General features: G+C 68.6%; 13 protein-coding genes and 2 pseudogenes. 7 read left to right on the plus strand and 8 right to left on the minus strand.

All coding sequences use genetic code 11. The features are described 5' to 3' along the window. Positions 1-54: 54 nt before the first annotated feature. The 4 genes from M3Q35_RS18150 (at position 55) to M3Q35_RS18165 (ending at position 4,885) form a co-directional block, all read left to right on the plus strand. A complete protein-coding gene (locus M3Q35_RS18150; protein ID WP_273943045.1) occupies positions 55-1,485 on the plus strand; it encodes an APC family permease in 1,431 nt (476 codons plus the stop codon). Positions 1,486-1,492: 7 nt separating this feature from the next. After that, positions 1,493-1,954, plus strand: coding sequence for an Lrp/AsnC family transcriptional regulator (locus tag M3Q35_RS18155; RefSeq protein ID WP_273943046.1), 462 nt, complete (start codon positions 1,493-1,495; stop codon positions 1,952-1,954). Positions 1,955-2,042: 88 nt separating this feature from the next. Then, positions 2,043-3,419: an aspartate aminotransferase family protein gene (locus M3Q35_RS18160; RefSeq protein ID WP_273943047.1), complete on the plus strand. Its 1,377-nt coding sequence runs from the start codon at positions 2,043-2,045 to the stop codon at positions 3,417-3,419. Positions 3,420-3,466: 47 nt separating this feature from the next. Continuing rightward, on the plus strand, positions 3,467-4,885 hold the full coding sequence (locus tag M3Q35_RS18165; RefSeq protein ID WP_337960603.1) for an APC family permease: 1,419 nt from the start codon (positions 3,467-3,469) through the stop codon (positions 4,883-4,885). A 6-nt stretch (positions 4,886-4,891) separates the two neighbouring features. Here M3Q35_RS18165 and M3Q35_RS18170 read toward each other — a convergent pair whose 3' ends face one another. After that, complete coding sequence (locus M3Q35_RS18170) at positions 4,892-5,287, minus strand: MerR family transcriptional regulator (protein ID WP_273943050.1); 396 nt, start codon at positions 5,285-5,287, stop codon at positions 4,892-4,894. Between the two features lie 62 nt (positions 5,288-5,349). Between M3Q35_RS18170 and M3Q35_RS18175 the strand changes: the two genes are divergently transcribed. Together M3Q35_RS18175 and M3Q35_RS18180 are read left to right on the plus strand one after the other, a co-directional pair. Further along, on the plus strand, positions 5,350-6,402 hold the full coding sequence (locus M3Q35_RS18175; RefSeq protein ID WP_273944384.1) for an aldo/keto reductase: 1,053 nt from the start codon (positions 5,350-5,352) through the stop codon (positions 6,400-6,402). Positions 6,403-6,518: 116 nt separating this feature from the next. Further along, a complete protein-coding gene (locus M3Q35_RS18180; protein ID WP_273943051.1) occupies positions 6,519-7,226 on the plus strand; it encodes a class I SAM-dependent methyltransferase in 708 nt (235 codons plus the stop codon). A gap of 72 nt (positions 7,227-7,298) precedes the next feature. On the opposite strand, the gene M3Q35_RS18185 is transcribed toward M3Q35_RS18180, so the two are convergent. The 7 genes and pseudogenes from M3Q35_RS18185 to M3Q35_RS18215 all read right to left on the minus strand — a co-directional run bounded on the left by M3Q35_RS18185 (position 7,299) and on the right by M3Q35_RS18215 (position 16,959). After that, positions 7,299-8,402 (minus strand): aromatic ring-hydroxylating oxygenase subunit alpha, encoded by a 1,104-nt coding sequence (locus tag M3Q35_RS18185; RefSeq protein ID WP_379793958.1) that lies wholly within the window; start codon positions 8,400-8,402, stop codon positions 7,299-7,301. Positions 8,403-8,416: 14 nt separating this feature from the next. Further along, positions 8,417-10,785, minus strand: a pseudogene (locus M3Q35_RS18190) (GcvT family protein). Further along, on the minus strand, positions 10,785-12,299 hold the full coding sequence (locus M3Q35_RS18195; protein ID WP_273943052.1) for an APC family permease: 1,515 nt from the start codon (positions 12,297-12,299) through the stop codon (positions 10,785-10,787). Before M3Q35_RS18195 ends, M3Q35_RS18190 begins: the two are co-directional and overlap by 1 nt. Next, positions 12,296-13,933 carry a choline dehydrogenase gene (gene betA / locus M3Q35_RS18200; protein WP_273943053.1) on the minus strand — a complete coding sequence of 546 codons (1,638 nt, stop codon included), beginning with the start codon at positions 13,931-13,933 and terminating at the stop codon, positions 12,296-12,298. The genes M3Q35_RS18195 and betA overlap by 4 nt, the downstream gene beginning before the upstream one ends. 6 nt (positions 13,934-13,939) lie before the next feature. Continuing rightward, entirely contained in the window at positions 13,940-15,403 is a 1,464-nt protein-coding gene (locus M3Q35_RS18205; protein ID WP_273943054.1) for an aldehyde dehydrogenase family protein, read from the minus strand. Positions 15,404-15,484: 81 nt separating this feature from the next. Further along, the gene (locus tag M3Q35_RS18210) at positions 15,485-16,642 is read right to left on the minus strand and encodes an NAD(P)/FAD-dependent oxidoreductase (RefSeq protein WP_273943056.1); all 1,158 of its coding nucleotides are present in this window, start codon (positions 16,640-16,642) and stop codon (positions 15,485-15,487) included. After that, a complete protein-coding gene (locus M3Q35_RS18215; protein ID WP_273944387.1) occupies positions 16,642-16,959 on the minus strand; it encodes a bifunctional 3-phenylpropionate/cinnamic acid dioxygenase ferredoxin subunit in 318 nt (105 codons plus the stop codon). The genes M3Q35_RS18210 and M3Q35_RS18215 overlap by 1 nt, the downstream gene beginning before the upstream one ends. A gap of 105 nt (positions 16,960-17,064) precedes the next feature. On the opposite strand from M3Q35_RS18215, the pseudogene M3Q35_RS18220 reads away from it, so the two are divergent. Continuing rightward, a pseudogene (locus M3Q35_RS18220) lies at positions 17,065-17,837 on the plus strand (IclR family transcriptional regulator). The last annotated feature ends 91 nt before the right edge of the window (positions 17,838-17,928 follow it).

The following is a 17,928-nucleotide window of genomic DNA, read 5'->3' on the forward strand; positions in this document are numbered from 1 at the left end:
TACACCGCACGGGTGTGGCCCCCGTCACCCGCCGACCCCCGCTGGAGGCGCCGTATGTCCGAGGAGCGTGCGTTACGAGCCAATGTGCTCGGCGCGGCCGACACCGCCATGATGGCCGTCGCGGGCAGCGCGCCGGCGTACTCGATCGGCGCCAGCACCGCGGCCCTGGTCGCGGTGGCCGGTCTCGGCAGCCCGGCGGCGCTCCTCTGGTGCGGCATCCCGATGCTCGGCATCGCCTGGGCCTTCAGCCACCTCGGCCGTACGGAGGTCAACGCCGGCGCCAGCTACGCCTGGGTCGGCCGCGCCCTGCATCCCGTGCTCGGCTACCTGTCCGGCTGGGCGCTGATCGTCTCGGCCACGTTGTTCATGGTCGCCGGCGCGATCCCGGCCGGCTCGCTGACGCTGTCCCTGTTCGACCCGGAGCTGGCGTCCAACACCGCCCTGGTCACGGTGGTCGGCGCGGTGTGGTTCGCCGCCATGGCACTGGTCGTCTATCTCGGCGCACACGTCACGGCCCGGGCGCAGTGGATCATGTCCGGCATCGAGGTGGCCATCCTGGCCGTCTTCCTGGTCGTCGGCTTCCTGCGCGCGCCGAGCATCGCCGTCACCCACTTCGACTGGTCCTGGCTGGGCTTCTCCCACTTCGACGGCATGGGCGGCTTCGCGGGCGCGGCACTGGTCGCCGCGTTCTACTACTGGGGCTGGGACGTGTCGGCCAACCTCAACGAGGAGACCCGCTCGGCCCGCCGCGCCGCCGGCCTCGGCGGCATCGTCGGCGTGGTGATCGTGTTCGGCCTGTTCCTGTGCTTCACCGTGCTGGTCAACCTGCTGCTGTCGGCCGACACCGTGGGCGGCGCCAGCGGCAACCTGCTCGACCTGCTCGGCCAGGCGATCTGGCCCGGCCCCGGCGGCAAGATCCTGTCCATCGCGGTCGTGCTGTCCACCATCGCGACCCTGGAGACGACGCTGATCCAGGTCACCAGGACCATGTTCGCGATGGGCCGTGACGGCACGCTGCCGCGGGCGTTCGGCGTGACCCACCGGCGCTGGCGGACGCCCACCCTGGCCACGATCGTCGTGGCCGTGGTCTCGGTGCTGCTGTTCGTGGCGGCCAACTTCCTCGGCTCGGTCGGCGAGATCCTGGCCGACGCGATCAGCGCCATCGGCCTCCAGATCGCCTTCTACTACGGCCTCGCCGGCGTGGCCGTGGTCGTCTCGCACCGGGCCGAGCTGTTCAAGAGCGTGCGGAACTTCCTGCTCATCGGCCTGTGGCCGGGCCTGGGCGCGGTGTTCCTGCTGTGGATGTTCGTCGAGGCCATCGGGGCCAACTCGGCCGTGGTCAACGGGATCGGACTGGGCCTGCTCGCGGTCGGCATCGTGCCGATGGCCCTGGCCTGGCGGAACGGCTCGGCCTACTTCACGCGGGCGGTTGTCTTGGCGGACACGGTCGACGCTGCCGTGCCGGCCGGCGGGGAGCTGCGATGATGCGCCGGTGCGCAGGAACACCGAGCCTCTCGACGAGGCGTCGAAACTGATCATCGAGCAGCTCCAGGAGGACGGCAGGCGGCCGTACGCGGCCATCGGCAAGGCCGTCGGCCTGTCCGAGGCCGCGGTGCGGCAGCGGGTGGCCAAGCTGGTGCAGTCGGGCGTGATGCAGATCGTCGCGGTCACCGACCCCATGCAGGTCGGGCTGTTCCGGCAGGCCATGATCGGGCTGAAGGTGAGCGGCCCGATCGAGCCGGTGGCGGACGCGCTGGCGGCCATGCCCGAGATCGACTACGTGGTGGTGTGCGCCGGCCGCTTCGACATCCTGTGCGAGGCGGTCTGCGAGGACGATGCCGACCTGCTGGACCTGATGTCCAACCGGATCCGCACCGTCGAGGGCGTCCGCGACGTGGAAACCATGCCCTACCTGCGGCTGCACAAGCAGTCCTACCAGTGGGGCACCCGGTAAACCGCTACGGAATCCCTTGTCTTGGCCTCACCGATGTGCGATAAACGTAGTCGAGACGCAGTTGGACGACGAAATCGGTGAGGACGCCATGACTGTCAACCCCGGGAGCGCCGACCTCCCCGCCTCGGCCCGCGACCACCTGTGGCTGCACTTCGCCCGCCACTCCGCGTACACCGAGACCGACATCCCGGTCATCGAGCGCGGCGAGGGCGTCTACATCTACGACACCAACGGCAAGCGCTACCTCGACGGTCTGGCCGGCCTGTTCGCCGTGCAGGTCGGCCACGGCCGCGAGGAGCTGGCCCAGGCCGCCGCCGAGCAGACCCGCAAGCTGGCCTACTTCCCGCTCTGGTCGGCCGCCCACCCGGCCGCGGTCCGGCTGGGCGAGCGGCTGGCCGCGCAGGCCCCCGGCGATCTCAACCGCGTGTTCTTCACGGTCAGCGGCGGCGAGTCGGTCGAGACCGCGTGGAAGCTGGCCAAGCAGTACTTCAAGCTGACCGGCAAGCCGACCAAGCACAAGGTGATCAGCCGCTCGATGGCCTACCACGGCACGTCGCAGGGGGCGCTGTCGATCACCGGCATCCCCGGCGCCAAGGCCGACTTCGAGCCGCTGGTGCCCAGCGCGATCAAGGTGCCCAACACCAACTTCTACCGTGCGCCCGAACACGGCGACGACCTGGTCGCGTTCGGACGGTGGGCCGCCGACCAGATCGAGCAGGCCATCCTGATGGAGGGCGCGGACACCGTGGCCGCGGTGTTCCTCGAGCCGTTGCAGAACACCGGCGGCTGCTTCCCGCCGCCGCCCGGCTACTGGCAGCGGGTGCGGGAGATCTGTGACACCTATGACGTCTTACTCGTGTCGGACGAGGTCATCTGCGCCTTCGGCCGGCTGGGCCACGACTTCGGGGCCAACCGCTACGGCTACCAGCCCGACATGATCACCGTCGCAAAGGGACTGACGTCCGGCTACGCGCCGCTGGGCGCGGTGTTGGCCAGCGATCGGCTGATGGAGCCGTTCCTCCAGGGGCACAACATCTTCATGCACGGCTCGACCTACGGTGGACACCCGGTGTCCTGCGCCGTGGCGATGGCCAACCTCGACATCATCGAGGGCGAGGGCATCTACGACCACGTGCAGGCCAACGAGGCCGCCTTCCGGTCCACTTTGGACAAGCTGCGGGACCTGCCGATCGTCGGCGACGTCCGCGGCGCCGGTTTCTTCTACGGCATCGAGCTGGTCAAGGACAAGGAGACCAAGCTGACCTTCACCGCCGAGGAGTCGGAGCGGGTGCTGCGCGGCTACCTGTCCAGTGCCCTGTTCGACAACGGCCTGTACTGCCGGGCCGACGACCGTGCCGAGCCCGTCGTGCAGCTGTCGCCGCCGCTGATCTGCGACCAGTCGCATTTCGACGAGATGGAACAGATTCTGCGGGTCTCCCTCGAGAAGGCGTGGCAGCTGCTCTGATGGATCGCTTGCGGGCCAACTCAGTGGGTGTGGTCGGGGTGGTGTTCATGGCGATCGCCACGGCCGCCCCGATCACCGCGATGACCGGCAACGTGCCGGTGGCCGTCGGTTTCGGCAACGGAATCGGCGCGCCCGCCGGCTACCTGTTCGCCACCGTCGTGCTGACGGTGTTCTCCGTCGGCTATGTGGCGATGACCAAGCACATCACCGCGACCGGGGCCTTCTACGGCTTCGTGTCGCAGGGCCTCGGCCGGGTCGTCGGCCTGGCCAGCGGCTTGCTCGCGGTGATGGCGTACATCGTGTTCGAGGCGTCGATCGTCGGCATCTTCGCCTACTTCGCGCAGACCACCGTGCTGGCCCAGTTCGGCGTGCACGTGCCGTGGCAGGTGTTCGCCGCGATCATGCTGCTGGCCACGGCCGTACTGTCCTTTTTCGACATTCACCTGACGTCGCGACTGCTCGGCGTGATGCTGGTCGGCGAGATCAGCATGCTGTTCCTGATGGCCGTCGCCGTCCTCGTACGTGGCGGCGGACCTGACGGGATTCCCCTGTCTCCCGTCAATCCCCTCAACGCCTTCGGCGGTCCGGCCGCCGGACTGGGGCTGTTCTTCGCCTTCTGGTCATGGGTCGGCTTCGAGTCCACCGCCATGTACGGGGAGGAGTCGCGGGAGCCGAAGAAGACCATTCCGCGCGCCACCCTGATCTCCGTGATCGGCGTCGGCGTCTTCTACATCTTCGTGTCGTGGATGGCCATCGCCGGCAACGGCTTGGCCAAGTCCGTCGCTGTCGCGGCTTCGGACCCGTTGGGCTTCTTCTTCGGCCCCACCGAGACCTTCGTCGGCCACTGGGCCGTCCTGCTGTTCCAGTGGCTCCTGATCACCGGTTCTTTCGCCTGTGGCATGGCTTTCCACCAGTGCGCCTCTCGGTACATGTACGCCATCGGCCGTGAGGGCCTGATCTGGCGTCGTCTCGGGCGGACGCACGTCAAGCACGGTTCGCCGTACGTCGCCTCCTTCACCCAGACCGTGATCGCCGTCGTCATCGTCGCCGCGTTCAGCCTGGCCGGGCAGGATCCGTACCTCAGTCTGTACACCTTGATGGCGATTCTCGGCACCATGGCGATTCTCATCGTGCAGACCCTGTGCTCGTTCGCCGTGATCGGCTACTTCTGGCGTAACCACAAGGAATCCCGCCACTGGTTCAAGACCTTCTTGGCACCCCTGCTCGGCGGCATCGGCATGATCGCCGTCGTCTGGCTCCTCGTCGACAACCTCGACGCCGCCGCCGGCGCGGCCGCTTCAACCCCGTTCTTCCGTGCCATCCCGTGGATCGTCGGCGCCCTGTTCGTCATCGGCATCGTCGGGGCGTTGGCGCTCAAGCGGTTCCGGCCGCAGACCTACGCCATCCTCGGCCGCATCGTCCTCGACGACGCCCAGGAACGCACCGAGGAGCCGGCGGCGGTCTGAACCCGGTCACGGTCCGGCGTCGCCGGCGAGATAGTCCTCGTACCGCGCGATCTTGTACCTGACCACGTCCAGGCACCGGTTGAGCTCGTCGATCTGCTCGACCACCCGCTGCTCGTGCTGGCGCAGCAGAGTGAGCCGCTCTTCCTCGTTGCCGTCGCCCAGCCGCACGAGTTCGGTGTATCGGCGGATCGCCGGCAGCGGCATGCCCGAGGCCCGCAGCAGGACGCAGAGTCGCAGCCACTCCACATCGTCCTCGCTGTAGACCCGCCGCCCGCCGGCCATGCGTCGCACGGGATTGGCGAGCACCCCTTCGCGCTCGTAGAAGCGCAGCGCGTGCACGCTCAGGCCGGTGCGCTCGGCGACCTGTCCGATGCTCAGCTCCAGCGTGTCTTCGTCGGACATGGCCGCCAGCATACGGTCTTGACCTAGAGTCGACTCTAGAATCTACGGTTCCCGGCATGACCATGCGTTACCGCGTACTCGGCGGCACCGGCATCGAGGTGAGCGTGCACTGCCTCGGCGCCATGATGTTCGGCGCCGTCGGCAACCCCGATCACGACGACTGCGTCCGTATCATCCACGCCGCGCTCGACCAGGGCATCAACTTCGTCGACACCGCCGACATGTACTCAAGCGGCGAGTCAGAGGAGATCGTCGGCAAGGCCCTGCACGGCCGGCGGGACGACGTCGTGCTCGCCACCAAGGTGCACTTCCCGATGGGCGACGGCCCCAACCGGGGCGGCAATTCCCGGCGGTGGATCGTCAAGGAGGTCGAAGCGAGCCTCCGGCGGCTGCGAACCGACTGGATCGACCTCTACCAGATCCACCGGTACGACCCCGCGACCGACATCGAGGAGACCCTCGCGACCCTGACCGACCTGGTGCGGCAGGGGAAGATCCGCACGTTCGGCTGCTCGATGTTCCCGGTCGAGCAGCTCGCCGAGGCGCACCACGTGGCCGAGCGCCGCGGTCTTCAGCGGTTGCGCACCGAGCAGCCGCCGTACTCCCTGCTGACCCGCTGGATCGAGACCTCGATGCTGCCGTTCTGCCAGCGTCACGGCATGGGCGTGTTGACCTTCGGCCCGCTCGCCTCGGGCTTTCTGTCCGGCCGGTACCGCAAGGACCAGCCGATCGACCTGACCACCGGCCGCGCCGCGCTCACGCCGTCCCGTTTCGACCCGGCTGTCGCGGACACCGTGACCAAGCTCGACGCCGTCGAACGGCTCGTCGAGCTCGCGGCGGACATCGGCTGCTCGCTGCCCGAGCTGGCGGCGGCCTTCCCGGTGGCCCACCCCGCCGTCACCTCGGTGATCATCGGTCCGCGAACCATGGCACAGCTGGAAACCCTGCTGAAGGGGGCATCGCTCGTCCTGGATGACGCGACCCTAGACCGGATTGACGAGATCGTGCCGCCCGGCACGAACCTGTACAAGGAACACGGCCCCTGGACCCCGCCGGCGCTCGCCGACCCGTCGACGCGCCGCCGCCCACTCGCCGACCGCGCCGCCGTCGGCTGACGAGATCACCGCTGGCACGAGCACGCCGCCCTTGGCGTAGGCGCGGGAGTCCATCGCCGGCCGCATCGTCCTCGACGACGCCCAGGAACGCGCCGAAAACTGTGGCATGATTCGGTGTGAACCACTACGACGCGCTGGCGGAGGCGTACACCGCCGAGAACGAGTCCAACCTGATCAACGCCCACTACGAGCGGCCGGCGATGCTGACGCTCGCCGGGGACGTCGCCGGGCGGCGGATTCTCGATGCCGGGTGCGGTGCGGGTCCCCTGTTCGCCGCGTTGCGGGACGGCGGCGCCGTCGTGAGCGGCATCGACGCCAGCGCCGGCATGCTGGCGCAGGCCCGCAAGCGTCTTGGCGACGACGCCGATCTACGGGTCGCCGACCTCGCCGAACCGCTCCCGTTTCCCGACAACACCTTTGACGACGTCACCGCCTCACTGGTGCTGCACTACCTGGAGGACTGGGGACCGACACTGGCCGAGCTGCGGCGGGTTCTGCGGCCCGGCGGCCGGCTGCTGGTTTCCGTCGAGCATCCTTTCGCCATCTTCCTGTGGCAGCGCGAGGCCGGCGCCAAGCCCGACTACTTCGCCACCCGCGAACGGATCGAGGAGTGGACCATGGGCGGTCACACCGTGCCGCTGCGGTTCTGGGACCGTCCCCTGCACGCCATGACCGACGCCTTCACCTCGGCCGGCTTCCACATCCGCCGCGTCGTCGAGCCCGACCCCGTGCCCGAGGCCCGGGACCGATTCCCCGACGAGTTCCGCAACATCGCCGGCCGGAGCTTTCTCGCCTTCCTGTTCTTCGTGCTCCAGATCGACTAGCTCGAGGGATCAGGCGGCGGCCACTGGCCGGCGGATAGCCTGGAGCTTCGTGGTGGCCGACAGCAAGGCGGGCTACGCCAACCGCTCCAACAGCCACTCATGGAAGATGCCGATGTGGTGTTCGCTGGGCACGAGGACGCCGCCCTTGGCGTACGCGCGGGAGTCCATCGCCGGCTGACAGCGTTCGCACGCCTCGAAGTCCTGCTCGTTGACGCGGTGGAACAGCTCGACCGAACGCGAGACGTCCTTGCCGGACTCGACGACGGAAGGCAGGTAGAGCCAGTCGCACTCGACGACCGTGCGGTCCGCGGCCAGGGGGAACATGCGGTGCAGGATCACGTGGTCGGGCACGAGGTTGATGAAAACCTGGGGCTTGACGGTGATGGCGTAGTAGCGCCGGTCCTGATCGTCGCTGACGGTGGGGATGCGGTCGAGACCGGCGCTGCCGTCGACGGTGAAGCCCTCGATCTCAGTGCCGAACTCGGCCCCATGACCGACGTAGTACTGGGCGGCGAGGCCCTCGGTGAACTCGGGCAACACCTCGGTGAGCTCGGGGTGGATGGTGGCGCAGTGGTAGCACTCCATGAAGTTCTCGACGATGAGCTTCCAGTTGGCCTTGACGTCGTAGACGATGCGCCGGCCGACGGAAAGGTTGGCCACGTCGTAGTGCTCGATGGCCGAAGCGTCGCCGAGGCGCTCGGTGCAGGCCCCGATGACGTCGTCCTCAAAGGACGGGGGCTTGTCGGCGAGGCACACCCACACGTAGCCGAGCCACTCCCGCACCTGCACGGTGACGAGACCGTACTCGACGCGGTCGATGTCGGGCATCTTGGTCAGGTTGGGCGCGGCGACGAGCTTGCCGTCCAGGCCATAAGTCCAAGCGTGGTAAGGGCATTGGAAGGCGCGCTTGACCTCGCCCTCGGAGTCCAGACAGAGCCTGGCTCCGCGATGCCGGCAGATGTTGAGGAAGGCCTTGACCGAGTTGTCGCGGGCCCGCGAGATGAGCACCGACTCCCGTCCGATTTGGACGGTGCGGAACTTGCCGGGAGTGGGAATGTCCGCGGACCGGATGGCGCAGAACCACATCGTCTCGAAGATGCGTTCCTGCTCCTGCCGAAAGATCTCCGGATCTGTGTAGTACGCGCCCGGCAGGGTCGGGATCAGGCTGGCGGTCACGGACATTCCCCTTCTCACCGACGGATTCTGGCCATCTCGGGATCGAACAGCGGCTCGGTGCGCACCGTTGCCGGGATCTTCTCCCCGAAGTACTCGATCGTCACGGCCGTGCCGGGCTCGGCGACGGCCGGCGGCAGCCAGGCGTAGGCGACGGTCCGCCCGACGCTGTAACCGAAGGACGCGCTGGTCACGTAGCCGACGGCGGCGCCGTTGCACCACACGGGTTCCTTGCCCAGCACGACGGAACCGGGGTCGTCGACGGTGAGGCAAGCCAGTTTGCGGGTCACGGGACGGGATTCGAGGGCCTTGCGGCCGACGAAGTCCTTGTCCATGCGCACGGCGAAGTCCAGGCCGGCCTCGGACGGCGAGTGCTCAGGGTCATGTCGGTGCCCCACGCCCGGTAGCCCTTCTCCAGCCGCAGGCTGTTGAACGCGCTGCGGCCGGCGGCGATCAAGCCGTGCTCACGGCCGGCCGACCACAGCGTGTCCCAGAGCTTGAGGCCCATGTCGGCGGTGGTGTAGAGCTCCCAGCCGAGTTCGCCCACATAGGACAGTCGCATGGCGGTCACCGGCACCGAGCCGAGAAAAGCCCGCTTGGATCGGAAGTAGCCGAAGCCCTTGTGTGAGAAGTCCTGGTCCACCAAGGGTTGCACGAGATCACGGGCGGCCGGTCCCCACACGCCGAGACAGCAGGTGCCGGCGGTGATGTCCCGTACGGTGACGCCCTCAGGGGCACGGCGAACCATCCAGTCCAGGTCCAGGTTGCCGTTGGCACCGACCTGGAACCGATCAGCAGCCAGCCGCGCCACGGTGAGGTCGCTACGGATGCCACCGGTCTCGTCCAACATCAGCGTGTACGTCACTGAGCCGATGGACTTGGCCAGGTTGTTGGTGGTGAGACCTTGCAGGAAGTCCAAAGCGCCGGAACCGGAGACCTCCAAACGCTTCAAGGGAGTCATGTCGTACAGGGCGACGCGTTCGCGGGTGATTCGGGCCTCGGCGGCGGCGATGGGCGACCAGTAGCGGGCCGACCAGTCGTCCCGCTCGGGCACGTCGAAGCCGGAGATCAGCGCCTCGTTGGCCTCGAACCAGTGCGGCCGTTCCCAGCCCGCCGCCTCCAGGAACATCGCGCCGAGTTCCTGGTGCCGCTCATGGAACGGCGAAGTCCGAAGTGGACGCGGCGACTCCATGGGCTGCAACGGATGCAGGATGTCGTACACCTCGACGAAGTTCTGCTGACCCCGCTCCAAAACATAGGCCGGGGCCAGCTGGTGCTCCTCGAAGCGGTTGAGGTCGCACTCGTGCACGTCGGTCGACGGCTGCCCGTCGACCAACCACTCGGCCATGGCCCGGCCGACGCCGGCCGAATGGGTCACCCACACTGCTTCGGCGACCCAGAACCCTTGCAGCAACGGTGATTCGCCCATCAAAGGAGCGCCGTCCTGGGTGAACGAGAAGATGCCGTTGAAGCCCTCGCCGACCGAAGCCCTGCCCAGGCACGGGAGCAGCGCGGTCGACGCGGCCCAGGCGTCCTCGAAGTCCTCGGGCGTGAAGGCCAGCATGGACGGCATCGGATCCGTTGGCAGATCAGCAACATCCACCGGCATCGGCCGGTGCCCGTAGTAGCCGATGCCCAACCGGTCGCCGTGCTCACGGTAGTAGAGATCCCGGTCCTGGTGTCGCAGGATCGGGAACTTGCCGGTGAGCCCGGCGACCGGCGTGGTCTTGGCGTACTGGTGGGCCAACGGAGTCAGCGGCACGGTCAGGCCGACCAGCTCGCCGACCGCCGGACCCCAGAATCCCGCGCAGGAAACGACAATGTCGGCGGCGAAGGTGTCGGTCTCGGTGCGAACCCCGGTCACGCGCCCCGAAACCTGTTCCACGGCAACGACCTGCTGCCGGCCGATGAACAGCGCGCCGCGGTCGATGGCCCGCCGCGCCTGCTTCTCGCACGCCAGCACGGCATTGGCCAGCCCGTCGGTCGGCGTGTGCAGTCCGCCGAGAACTCCGTTGCCCAGCAACGGAACCAGGGCCCGGCACTCGTCCGGGCCGATCAGCGAGGACGGAATGCCCCACGACGTGGCCCAGCCGTGCCGGCGGGCCAGGTCGGCGTGCCGTTCCGGCGTTGTCGCGATCTCGAGGCCGCCGAGCTGGTTGAACGCGCCCAGGCCGACCAGCTTCTCCACCGTGTAGGTGGCGAACTCGGCCATCGTCTTGGACGGATTCGTCTGGAACACCAGGCCGGGCGCGTGCGAGCTGGAACCACCGGTGGCGAACAGCGGCCCCTGGTCCAGCACGGTGACGTCGGTCCAGCCCCGCTCGGTCAGCTCGTCGGCCAGCGCGCAGCCGACGACGCCGGCCCCGATGATCACGACCTTGGGCATCAGACCGCCTCCTCCGCCACGACAGCCGGCACCTCAGCGGCATGGTCGGCGAGCACGCCGGTCTTGTGCCGCAACACGATCCAGTAGTAGCCGAAGCCGACCAGCGCCACCAGACCCACGAACAACACTGCACCCCACTGGAGGAACCAGTGGAACGGCGGCGTCGGGTTGTAGACCTCGCTGCGCGGCCAGCCCAGGTTGATCGCCATGCCCGCGCCCCACACCACGGCCAGGACGTTCACCGGCAAACCCCAGCGCCCCAACGAGAATCCCTCGCGCGGGGCGTCCTTGCCCGGCCACGTGCCGCGCAGCCGGGCGACCAGCATCGGCAGCGTCACCAGCAGGTAGGCCACGTAGATCAGGACAACGCCGATGCTGGTGACCAGCTGGAAGATCTGCGGCTGGCCGATGTTGACCACCAGCAGGATGATCGCGATCACGCCGATCAGCACGGCCGGCCGGACCGGGGTGCGCTGCTTGCCGTGCACCTTGGCCAGCCAGGCGCCGGCCGGCAGGTTGTTGTCCCGGGCCATGGCGAAGGTCATCCGGATGGCCGCGGTGTGCACGGCCAGGATGCACACGGTGATCGCGATCGCCACCGCGACCAGGAACACCTTGCCCAGCCCCGAACCGAGCACGTCGATGACCACGTACTGCAAGCCGATGGTGCTCAGCTCGGGCGCGTTGATGTTGCGCACGGCCATCAGCGCCAGCAGCAGGATCAGACCGCCGATGATGAACGACGCGATCAGCGCGCGCAGGATGGCCCGCGGCGCGTTCTTCCGCGGGTTCAGGGATTCCTCGCCGAGCGAGCTGGCCGTGTCGAAGCCGTACATGACGTAGGCCGAGGCCAGCGAGCCGACCAGGAAGGCGCCGAAGTAGCCCAGCGACACGCCGTCGCCCTTGTGCGCGGTGTCCAGCACGATCTGCGGCCCGCGCACGACCTCGAAAGCCAGCAGCACCACCAGAAGCACGGCGGCGATCAGCTCGATGAACACGCCGGCGCTGTTGATCCGCGCCATCAGCTTGGTGCTCCAGGCGTTGACCGCTGTGCTGAACACGATCAGCACCGAGCCCAGGATGACCGCGTTCACCGCGTTGTCCGGGGCGATCTGGAAGAAGTCGGCGATCTGCGGCAGCGTGATCTGGTAGGCCAGCGCCACCGACGCGACCGTGACGACCGAGGCCACCAGCATCATCCAGCCGGCCAGCCAGGCCACGTGTTGGCTGCCGAGTTTCTTGGACCAGTTGTAGATCGAGCCGGCCACCGGGTAGCGGGCCGACAGCTCGGCGAAGCACAGCGCGACCATCAGCTGGCCGACGAACACCATCGGCCACGACCACCAGTTGGCCGGGCCGCCGACGGAGAAGCCGAAGTAGAACATCTGGAAGGTGCCGGTGAGGATGGAGATGTAGCTGATGCCGGCGGCGAAGGTGTGGAAGTTGCCCAGGGTTCGCTCGAACTCCTGCTTGTACCCTAATTCAGCCAGCCCATGACCGTCGTCTGCACTCATGACTGCTCCCGGTGGCGGTAGAACTCCACCTCGGTCGGCGGCAGGGGCGGCCGGCCGAGGATCAGGTCCGCGGACTTCTCCGCGATCATCATGGTCGGCGCGTAGATGTTGCCGTTGGTGACGTACCGCATCACCGACGCGTCGACGACCCGCAGCCCGTCAACTCCGTGCACCCGAAGCGATTCCGGGTCAACGACGGACTGCTCGTCCACCCCCATCCGACACGTGCACGAGGGGTGCAGCGCCGTCTCGCCGTCCTTGGCCACCCAGGCCAGGATCTCCTCATCGGTCTCGACCGACGGTCCCGGCGAGATCTCGCCGCCGCTGTACTCGTCAAAAGCATGCTGCGTAAGGATGTTCCGCGCCACCCGGACCGCCTCGACCCACTCGCGGCGATCCTGCTCGGTGGACAGGTAGTTGAAGCGCAGCGCCGGCTTGACCCGCGGGTCGGTCGACGTGATCTTCACCGAGCCGCGGGCGTCGGAGTACATCGGGCCGACGTGCACCTGGTAGCCGTGGTCGCCGGCCGGCAGCGAACCGTCGTAGCGCACGGCGATCGGCAGGAAGTGGAACATCAGGTTGGGGTAGGCCACCTCGTCGTTGCTGCGGACGAAGCCGCCACCCTCGAAGTGGTTGGTGGCGCCAGGACCCGTGCGGAACAACCACTTCAGGCCCACGAGAGGCTTGTTGTACCACTTCATGTAGGGCGCCACCGACACCGGTTTGGTGCAGGCGTACTGGATGTACACCTCGAGATGGTCCTGGAGGTTCTCCCCCACGCCCGGCAGGTCGTGCACCACGTCGATGCCCAACGCCGCAAGCTCTTTGGCGTTGCCCACGCCGGACAGCTGGAGCAGCTGCGGGGAGTTGATCGCGCCGCCGGACAGAATCACCTCGCCGGCCCTCACCTGCTTCGTCCGTCCACCTTGGACGTACTCGACGCCGACAGCCCTGGTGCCCTCGAACAGGATTCGCGTCGTGTAGGCGCGGGTCTTGACTGTCAGATTAGGACGCTTGCGTACCGGGTGTATGTAGGCGCGGGCGGCGCTGAGCCGACGGCCGCGGTGCAGGTTGCGGTCGAACGGGGCGAAGCCCTCCTGCTGATATCCGTTGACATCTTTGGTCAGCGGATACCCGGCCTCCTGCACCGCCTTGAAGAACGCCTGGAACAACGGGCTGTCGGCCGGCCCGCGCTCCAGCACCAGCGGGCCGTCGCCGCCGCGATACTCGTCCGCCCCGGCCAGGCAGTTCTCCATCTTCTTGAAGTACGGCAGGCAGTGGGCGTAGTCCCAGGACTTCATGCCCTCGTCGGCGCCCCACCGCTCGTAGTCCAGCGGGTTGCCGCGCTGGAAGATCATGCCGTTGATGCTGGACGAGCCGCCGAGCACCTTGCCGCGGGCGTGGTAGATGCGCCGGCCGTTCATCGCCGGCTCCGGCTCGGACTCGTACTTCCAGTCGTAGAAACGGTTGCCGATCGGCATGGTCAGGGCCGCCGGCATGTGCACCAGCGGATCCCAGATGTAGTCGGGCCTGCCGGCCTCAAGGACGAGAACTGAGGTGGCGGGGTCGGCGGACAGGCGGTTGGCCAGGCAGCTGCCGGCGGAGCCCCCGCCGACCACGACGAAGTCGAACATCCTCTATCACCCCGGGAACAGGCCGAGTGGTTTCGGATCGGTGTTGGTGTAGATGTGTTTCGCCTCGCGGTACTCGTCGAGACCGGTGGGTCCGAGCTCGCGGCCGATGCCGGAACGCTTGAAGCCGCCCCATTCCGCCTGCGGCAGGTAGGGGTGGTAGTCGTTGATCCAGACCGTGCCGTGCCGCAGGGCGCCGGCCACGCGCGCGGCTCGGCCGGCGTCCCGCGTCCACACCGCGCCGGCCAGGCCGTAGTCGGTGTCGTTGCCGAGCTCGATGGCTTCTTCCTCGGTGCTGAAACGCTCGGCCGTCAGGATGGGGCCGAACGTCTCCTCCCGCACCACGGTCATGTCACGGCGGCAGTCCGCGAACACCGTCGGGCGGTAGAAGAACCCTTGCTGTAGCTCGGGTTCCTCGGGCCGACGGCCGCCGGCCAGCAGCTTCGCGCCCTCCGCGACGGCGGACGCCACGTAGCGTTCGATCTTGTCACGGTGCTCGGCCGACACCAGCGGGCCGCTCTGACTGCTGTCGTCGAGGCCGCTGCCGATCCGGATCCGGTCGGCCCTGGCGGCGATCTCGGCCACGAACTCGTCGTAGATGCTGTCCTGCACCAGCAATCGGGCCCCGGCCGAGCAGACCTGGCCGGCGTGCAGGAAAACGGCGTTCAAGGCCTGGTCCTTGGCCGTGGTCAGGTCGGCGTCGGCGAACACGATGTTGGGGTTCTTGCCACCGAGCTCCAGCGCGATCTTCTTGACGTTGCCGGCGGCGGCGCGCATGATCCGCTGCCCGGTGGCCAGGCCGCCGGTGAACGAGATCAGGTCGACATCGTCGCTTTCGGACAGTGCCGCGCCGACCGTCGCGCCCGCGCCCAGCACCAGGTTGACCACGCCGGCCGGGATGCCGGCCTCCTCGATCAGCCGGACCAGGGCGATCGTGGTCAGCGGCGTCACCTCGCTCGGTTTGACCACGATGGTGTTGCCGGCGGCCAGCGCCGGCGCGATCTTCCACGACGCCTGGAGCAGCGGGTAGTTCCACGGCGTGATCAGCGCGCACACGCCGACCGGCTCGTAGACGATGCGGCTCTGCGCGCTCGGGATGCCGGTGTCGACCACCCGGCCCGGATGCTTGTCGGCCAGGTCGGCGTAGTAGCGGAAGACGCGCACCACGTCGTCCACATCGGCGATGCTCTCGCCGAGCGTCTTGCCGGTGTCCAGGGTCTCCGTTCTGGCGATCTCGTCCCGGTCCCGCATCAGCAGATCGGCGACGGCGTTGAGCAGCGCGCCGCGCTCGGCCGCCGGCGTCCGGGGCCACGGGCCCGCATCGAAAGCGGATCTCGCGGCGCTGACCGCCATCAACGCGTCATTCGCGTCAGCCTCGGCGACCGTGGTGAGCACGCTGCCGTCGAACGGGTTGATCACCGGTCGGGTGTCGCTCGCACCCGTCCAGCGCCCGCCGATGAACAGTTCCGCCACGCCGAACCCCCGATCGGGTTGTTGCTGATTACGCAACTCCACGCTGAATTCGCAACAGCATTGACGGTGCCCGGCGGCTCGTCAAGGGGCCAGCACCGGCCGCGCCAGCTGCCGCCGCCACCGGGTGAACAGCTTCGGCTGGTTCATGCCGAGCACCCCGACCAGCACATCACCACGTTCGTAGACCGCGAGGAAGCTGCGCCGGTCGGTGTCGCCCTCGATCACTCGTACGGTGTCGCCCTCGCGTCGGTGGCCGGCGAACTGGATCCGCACCCCGTACTGATCCGACCAGAAATAGGGCGCGGCGAGGTGGGGTCGCGGCGACCCCAGCAGCGTCGCCGCCGCGGTCGTCGGCTGCTCCAGCGCGTTCGTCCAGTGCTCGGCGCGGTGGCGTTCGTGCAGGTGGACGCTGTAGGACGCGGCCACGTCGCCGACCGCGACCACCTCGGGCAGGTGCGTGGCGCAGGCCGCGTCGGTGACGACCCCGTTGGCCAGCTCCAGCCCCGAGCCGGCCAGCCACTCGATGTTCGGCGCCGCCCCGATGCCGACCACCACCACCTCGGCCGGGATCTGCCGGCCGTCGGCCAGTTCGACGCTGCGCACCCGGTTGGCGCCGAGGATGCGCTTGACCTGGGCCCCGGTGATCAGGCGGACGCCATGGTCGGCGTGCAGGCCGGCGCAGACCGTGCCGATCTCCTTGCCCAGCTGCCGCAGCAGTGGCAGGGGCTCGGCCTCGATGACCGTCACATTCGCGCCGAGATAACGGGCAGTCGAGGCCACTTCGGCACCGATGAACCCGGCGCCGACCACCACCAGCTGCACGCCTGGCACCAGCTCGCTGCGCAGGCGGATGGCGTCGTCCAGCGTGCGCAGGACGTGGACGCCGTTGACGCCCTCGGTCCCCGGCAGCCAGCGGGCGCGGGCGCCGGTCGCGATGACCACGCCGTCGCAACGCAGCGTCTGGCCGTTCGACAGCTGGAGGGAACGGTCGCGCGGGTGCAGGCTCAGCGCCCTCGTGCCGAGCCGGAAGTCCAGGTCCAGGTCGTCGTCATCGGGCGTGCGCAGGCCGATGTCCGCGGTCTTGCCGGCCAGGAACTCCTTGGACAGCGGCGGCCGGTCGTACGGCCGGTGCGGCTCGTCGCCCACGATGACCAGGCGGCCGTCGAAGCCCTGCTGGCGCAGGGCGCGGGCGGTGGACAGGCCGGCCAGGGAGGCGCCGACCACGGCGGCCGTGCGCATCAGCAGGCCACTTCGCTGTAGGCCACCCGGATGACGCCGTCCTCGACCACCACCGGGTAGGTGCGGATCGGCCTCGTCGCCGGCGGGCCGCTGGGTTGGCCGGTGCGCAGGTCGAAACAGGAGGCGTGCAGCGGGCACTCCACCGTGCAGCCCTCCAGCCAGCCGTCGGCCAGCGAGGCGTCCTGGTGCGTACAGGTGTCGTCGACTGCATACAGTTCACCGTCATCCGTATGGAAGACGGCGATGGGCGGATCGACGGTGTCCACTCTGACCGCCTCCCCCGGCGGCAGCTGATCCACTCTGCACACCTCGATCACTTCGGCCTCCGGTTGCGTATAGCACAACTCGTCGTACTGCACGCAACAGAGTGAGCACCGGGCGATGCGCCGTCAAGGCTCCATCCGCTCGACTACAGTGCGTGCATGGCTTCAAGCGAGGGGTCGGCCGCACTCGTGCAGTCGGTCGACCGCGCGGTGTCCGTCCTGGAATTCCTGGCCCTGCACGGCGAGATGGGCATTACCGAACTGGCCGCCGAGCTGGGGGTGCACAAGTCCACCGCGTTCCGGCTGGTGTCCGTGCTCGACTCGAGGGGCTGGTCGAGCAGACCGGCGACCGCGGCAAGTACCGGCTCGGCTTCGGCATCGTCCGGCTGGCCGGGGCCACCGCCGCGCAGATGGACCTGTCCCGTGAGGCGCGGCCGGTGTGCGAGCGGCTGGCCGCGCAGGTCGGCGAGACCGTCAACGTCGCCATCCTCGACGGCGGCTACGCCATCAACGTGAGCCAGGTCCGGGGCAGCGCCACCGTCGCCACCATCAACTGGGTCGGGCAGCGCACTCCCCTGCACGCCACCTCCAGCGGCAAGGTCCTACTGGCCAACCTGCCCGCCACCGAGCAGGAGGAGCTGCTGGCCCGGCCACTGACCATGTACACGCCGCGCACCATCATCGACGCCGGGCTGCTCCGCGCCGAGCTCGACGCCGCCCTCGCCGCCGGCTGGGCCAGCACCGCCGACGAGCTCGAGATCGGCCTCAATGCCGTCGCCGTGCCCATCCGCGGCATGGACGGCAACGTCGTCGCCGCCTTGAGCGTCTCCGGGCCTTCTTACCGGCTCACCACCGACCGCTTCGCCGAGGTCGCCCGCCTGGCCGCCGACGGCGCCAAGGAGATCAGCCACCGCATCGGCCACACCGGCTGAACCCCCGCGAGTCCCGCTGAGCGTCACACCGAATGCGTGAAACGGATTCACGCATTCGGTGTGACTGTGGACGGGACTCGCCGGGGTGTTG

The organism is Kutzneria chonburiensis (assembly GCF_028622115.1).
Taxonomy (GTDB): domain Bacteria; phylum Actinomycetota; class Actinomycetes; order Mycobacteriales; family Pseudonocardiaceae; genus Kutzneria; species Kutzneria chonburiensis.

Excerpts from the sequence above, each read along its gene's own strand:
- betA (WP_273943053.1), bottom strand. The coding sequence starts at position 13,933 with ATGTTCGACTTCGTCGTGGTCGGCGGGGGCTCCGCCGGCAGCTGCCTG.
- M3Q35_RS18195 (WP_273943052.1), bottom strand. The coding sequence starts at position 12,299 with ATGAGTGCAGACGACGGTCATGGGCTGGCTGAATTAGGGTACAAGCAG.
- M3Q35_RS18150 (WP_273943045.1), top strand. The coding sequence starts at position 55 with ATGTCCGAGGAGCGTGCGTTACGAGCCAATGTGCTCGGCGCGGCCGAC.
- M3Q35_RS18175 (WP_273944384.1), top strand. The coding sequence starts at position 5,350 with ATGCGTTACCGCGTACTCGGCGGCACCGGCATCGAGGTGAGCGTGCAC.
- M3Q35_RS18160 (WP_273943047.1), top strand. The coding sequence starts at position 2,043 with ATGACTGTCAACCCCGGGAGCGCCGACCTCCCCGCCTCGGCCCGCGAC.
- M3Q35_RS18165 (WP_337960603.1), top strand. The coding sequence starts at position 3,467 with ATGGCGATCGCCACGGCCGCCCCGATCACCGCGATGACCGGCAACGTG.
- M3Q35_RS18210 (WP_273943056.1), bottom strand. The coding sequence starts at position 16,642 with ATGCGCACGGCCGCCGTGGTCGGCGCCTCCCTGGCCGGCCTGTCCACC.
- M3Q35_RS18170 (WP_273943050.1), bottom strand. The coding sequence starts at position 5,287 with ATGTCCGACGAAGACACGCTGGAGCTGAGCATCGGACAGGTCGCCGAG.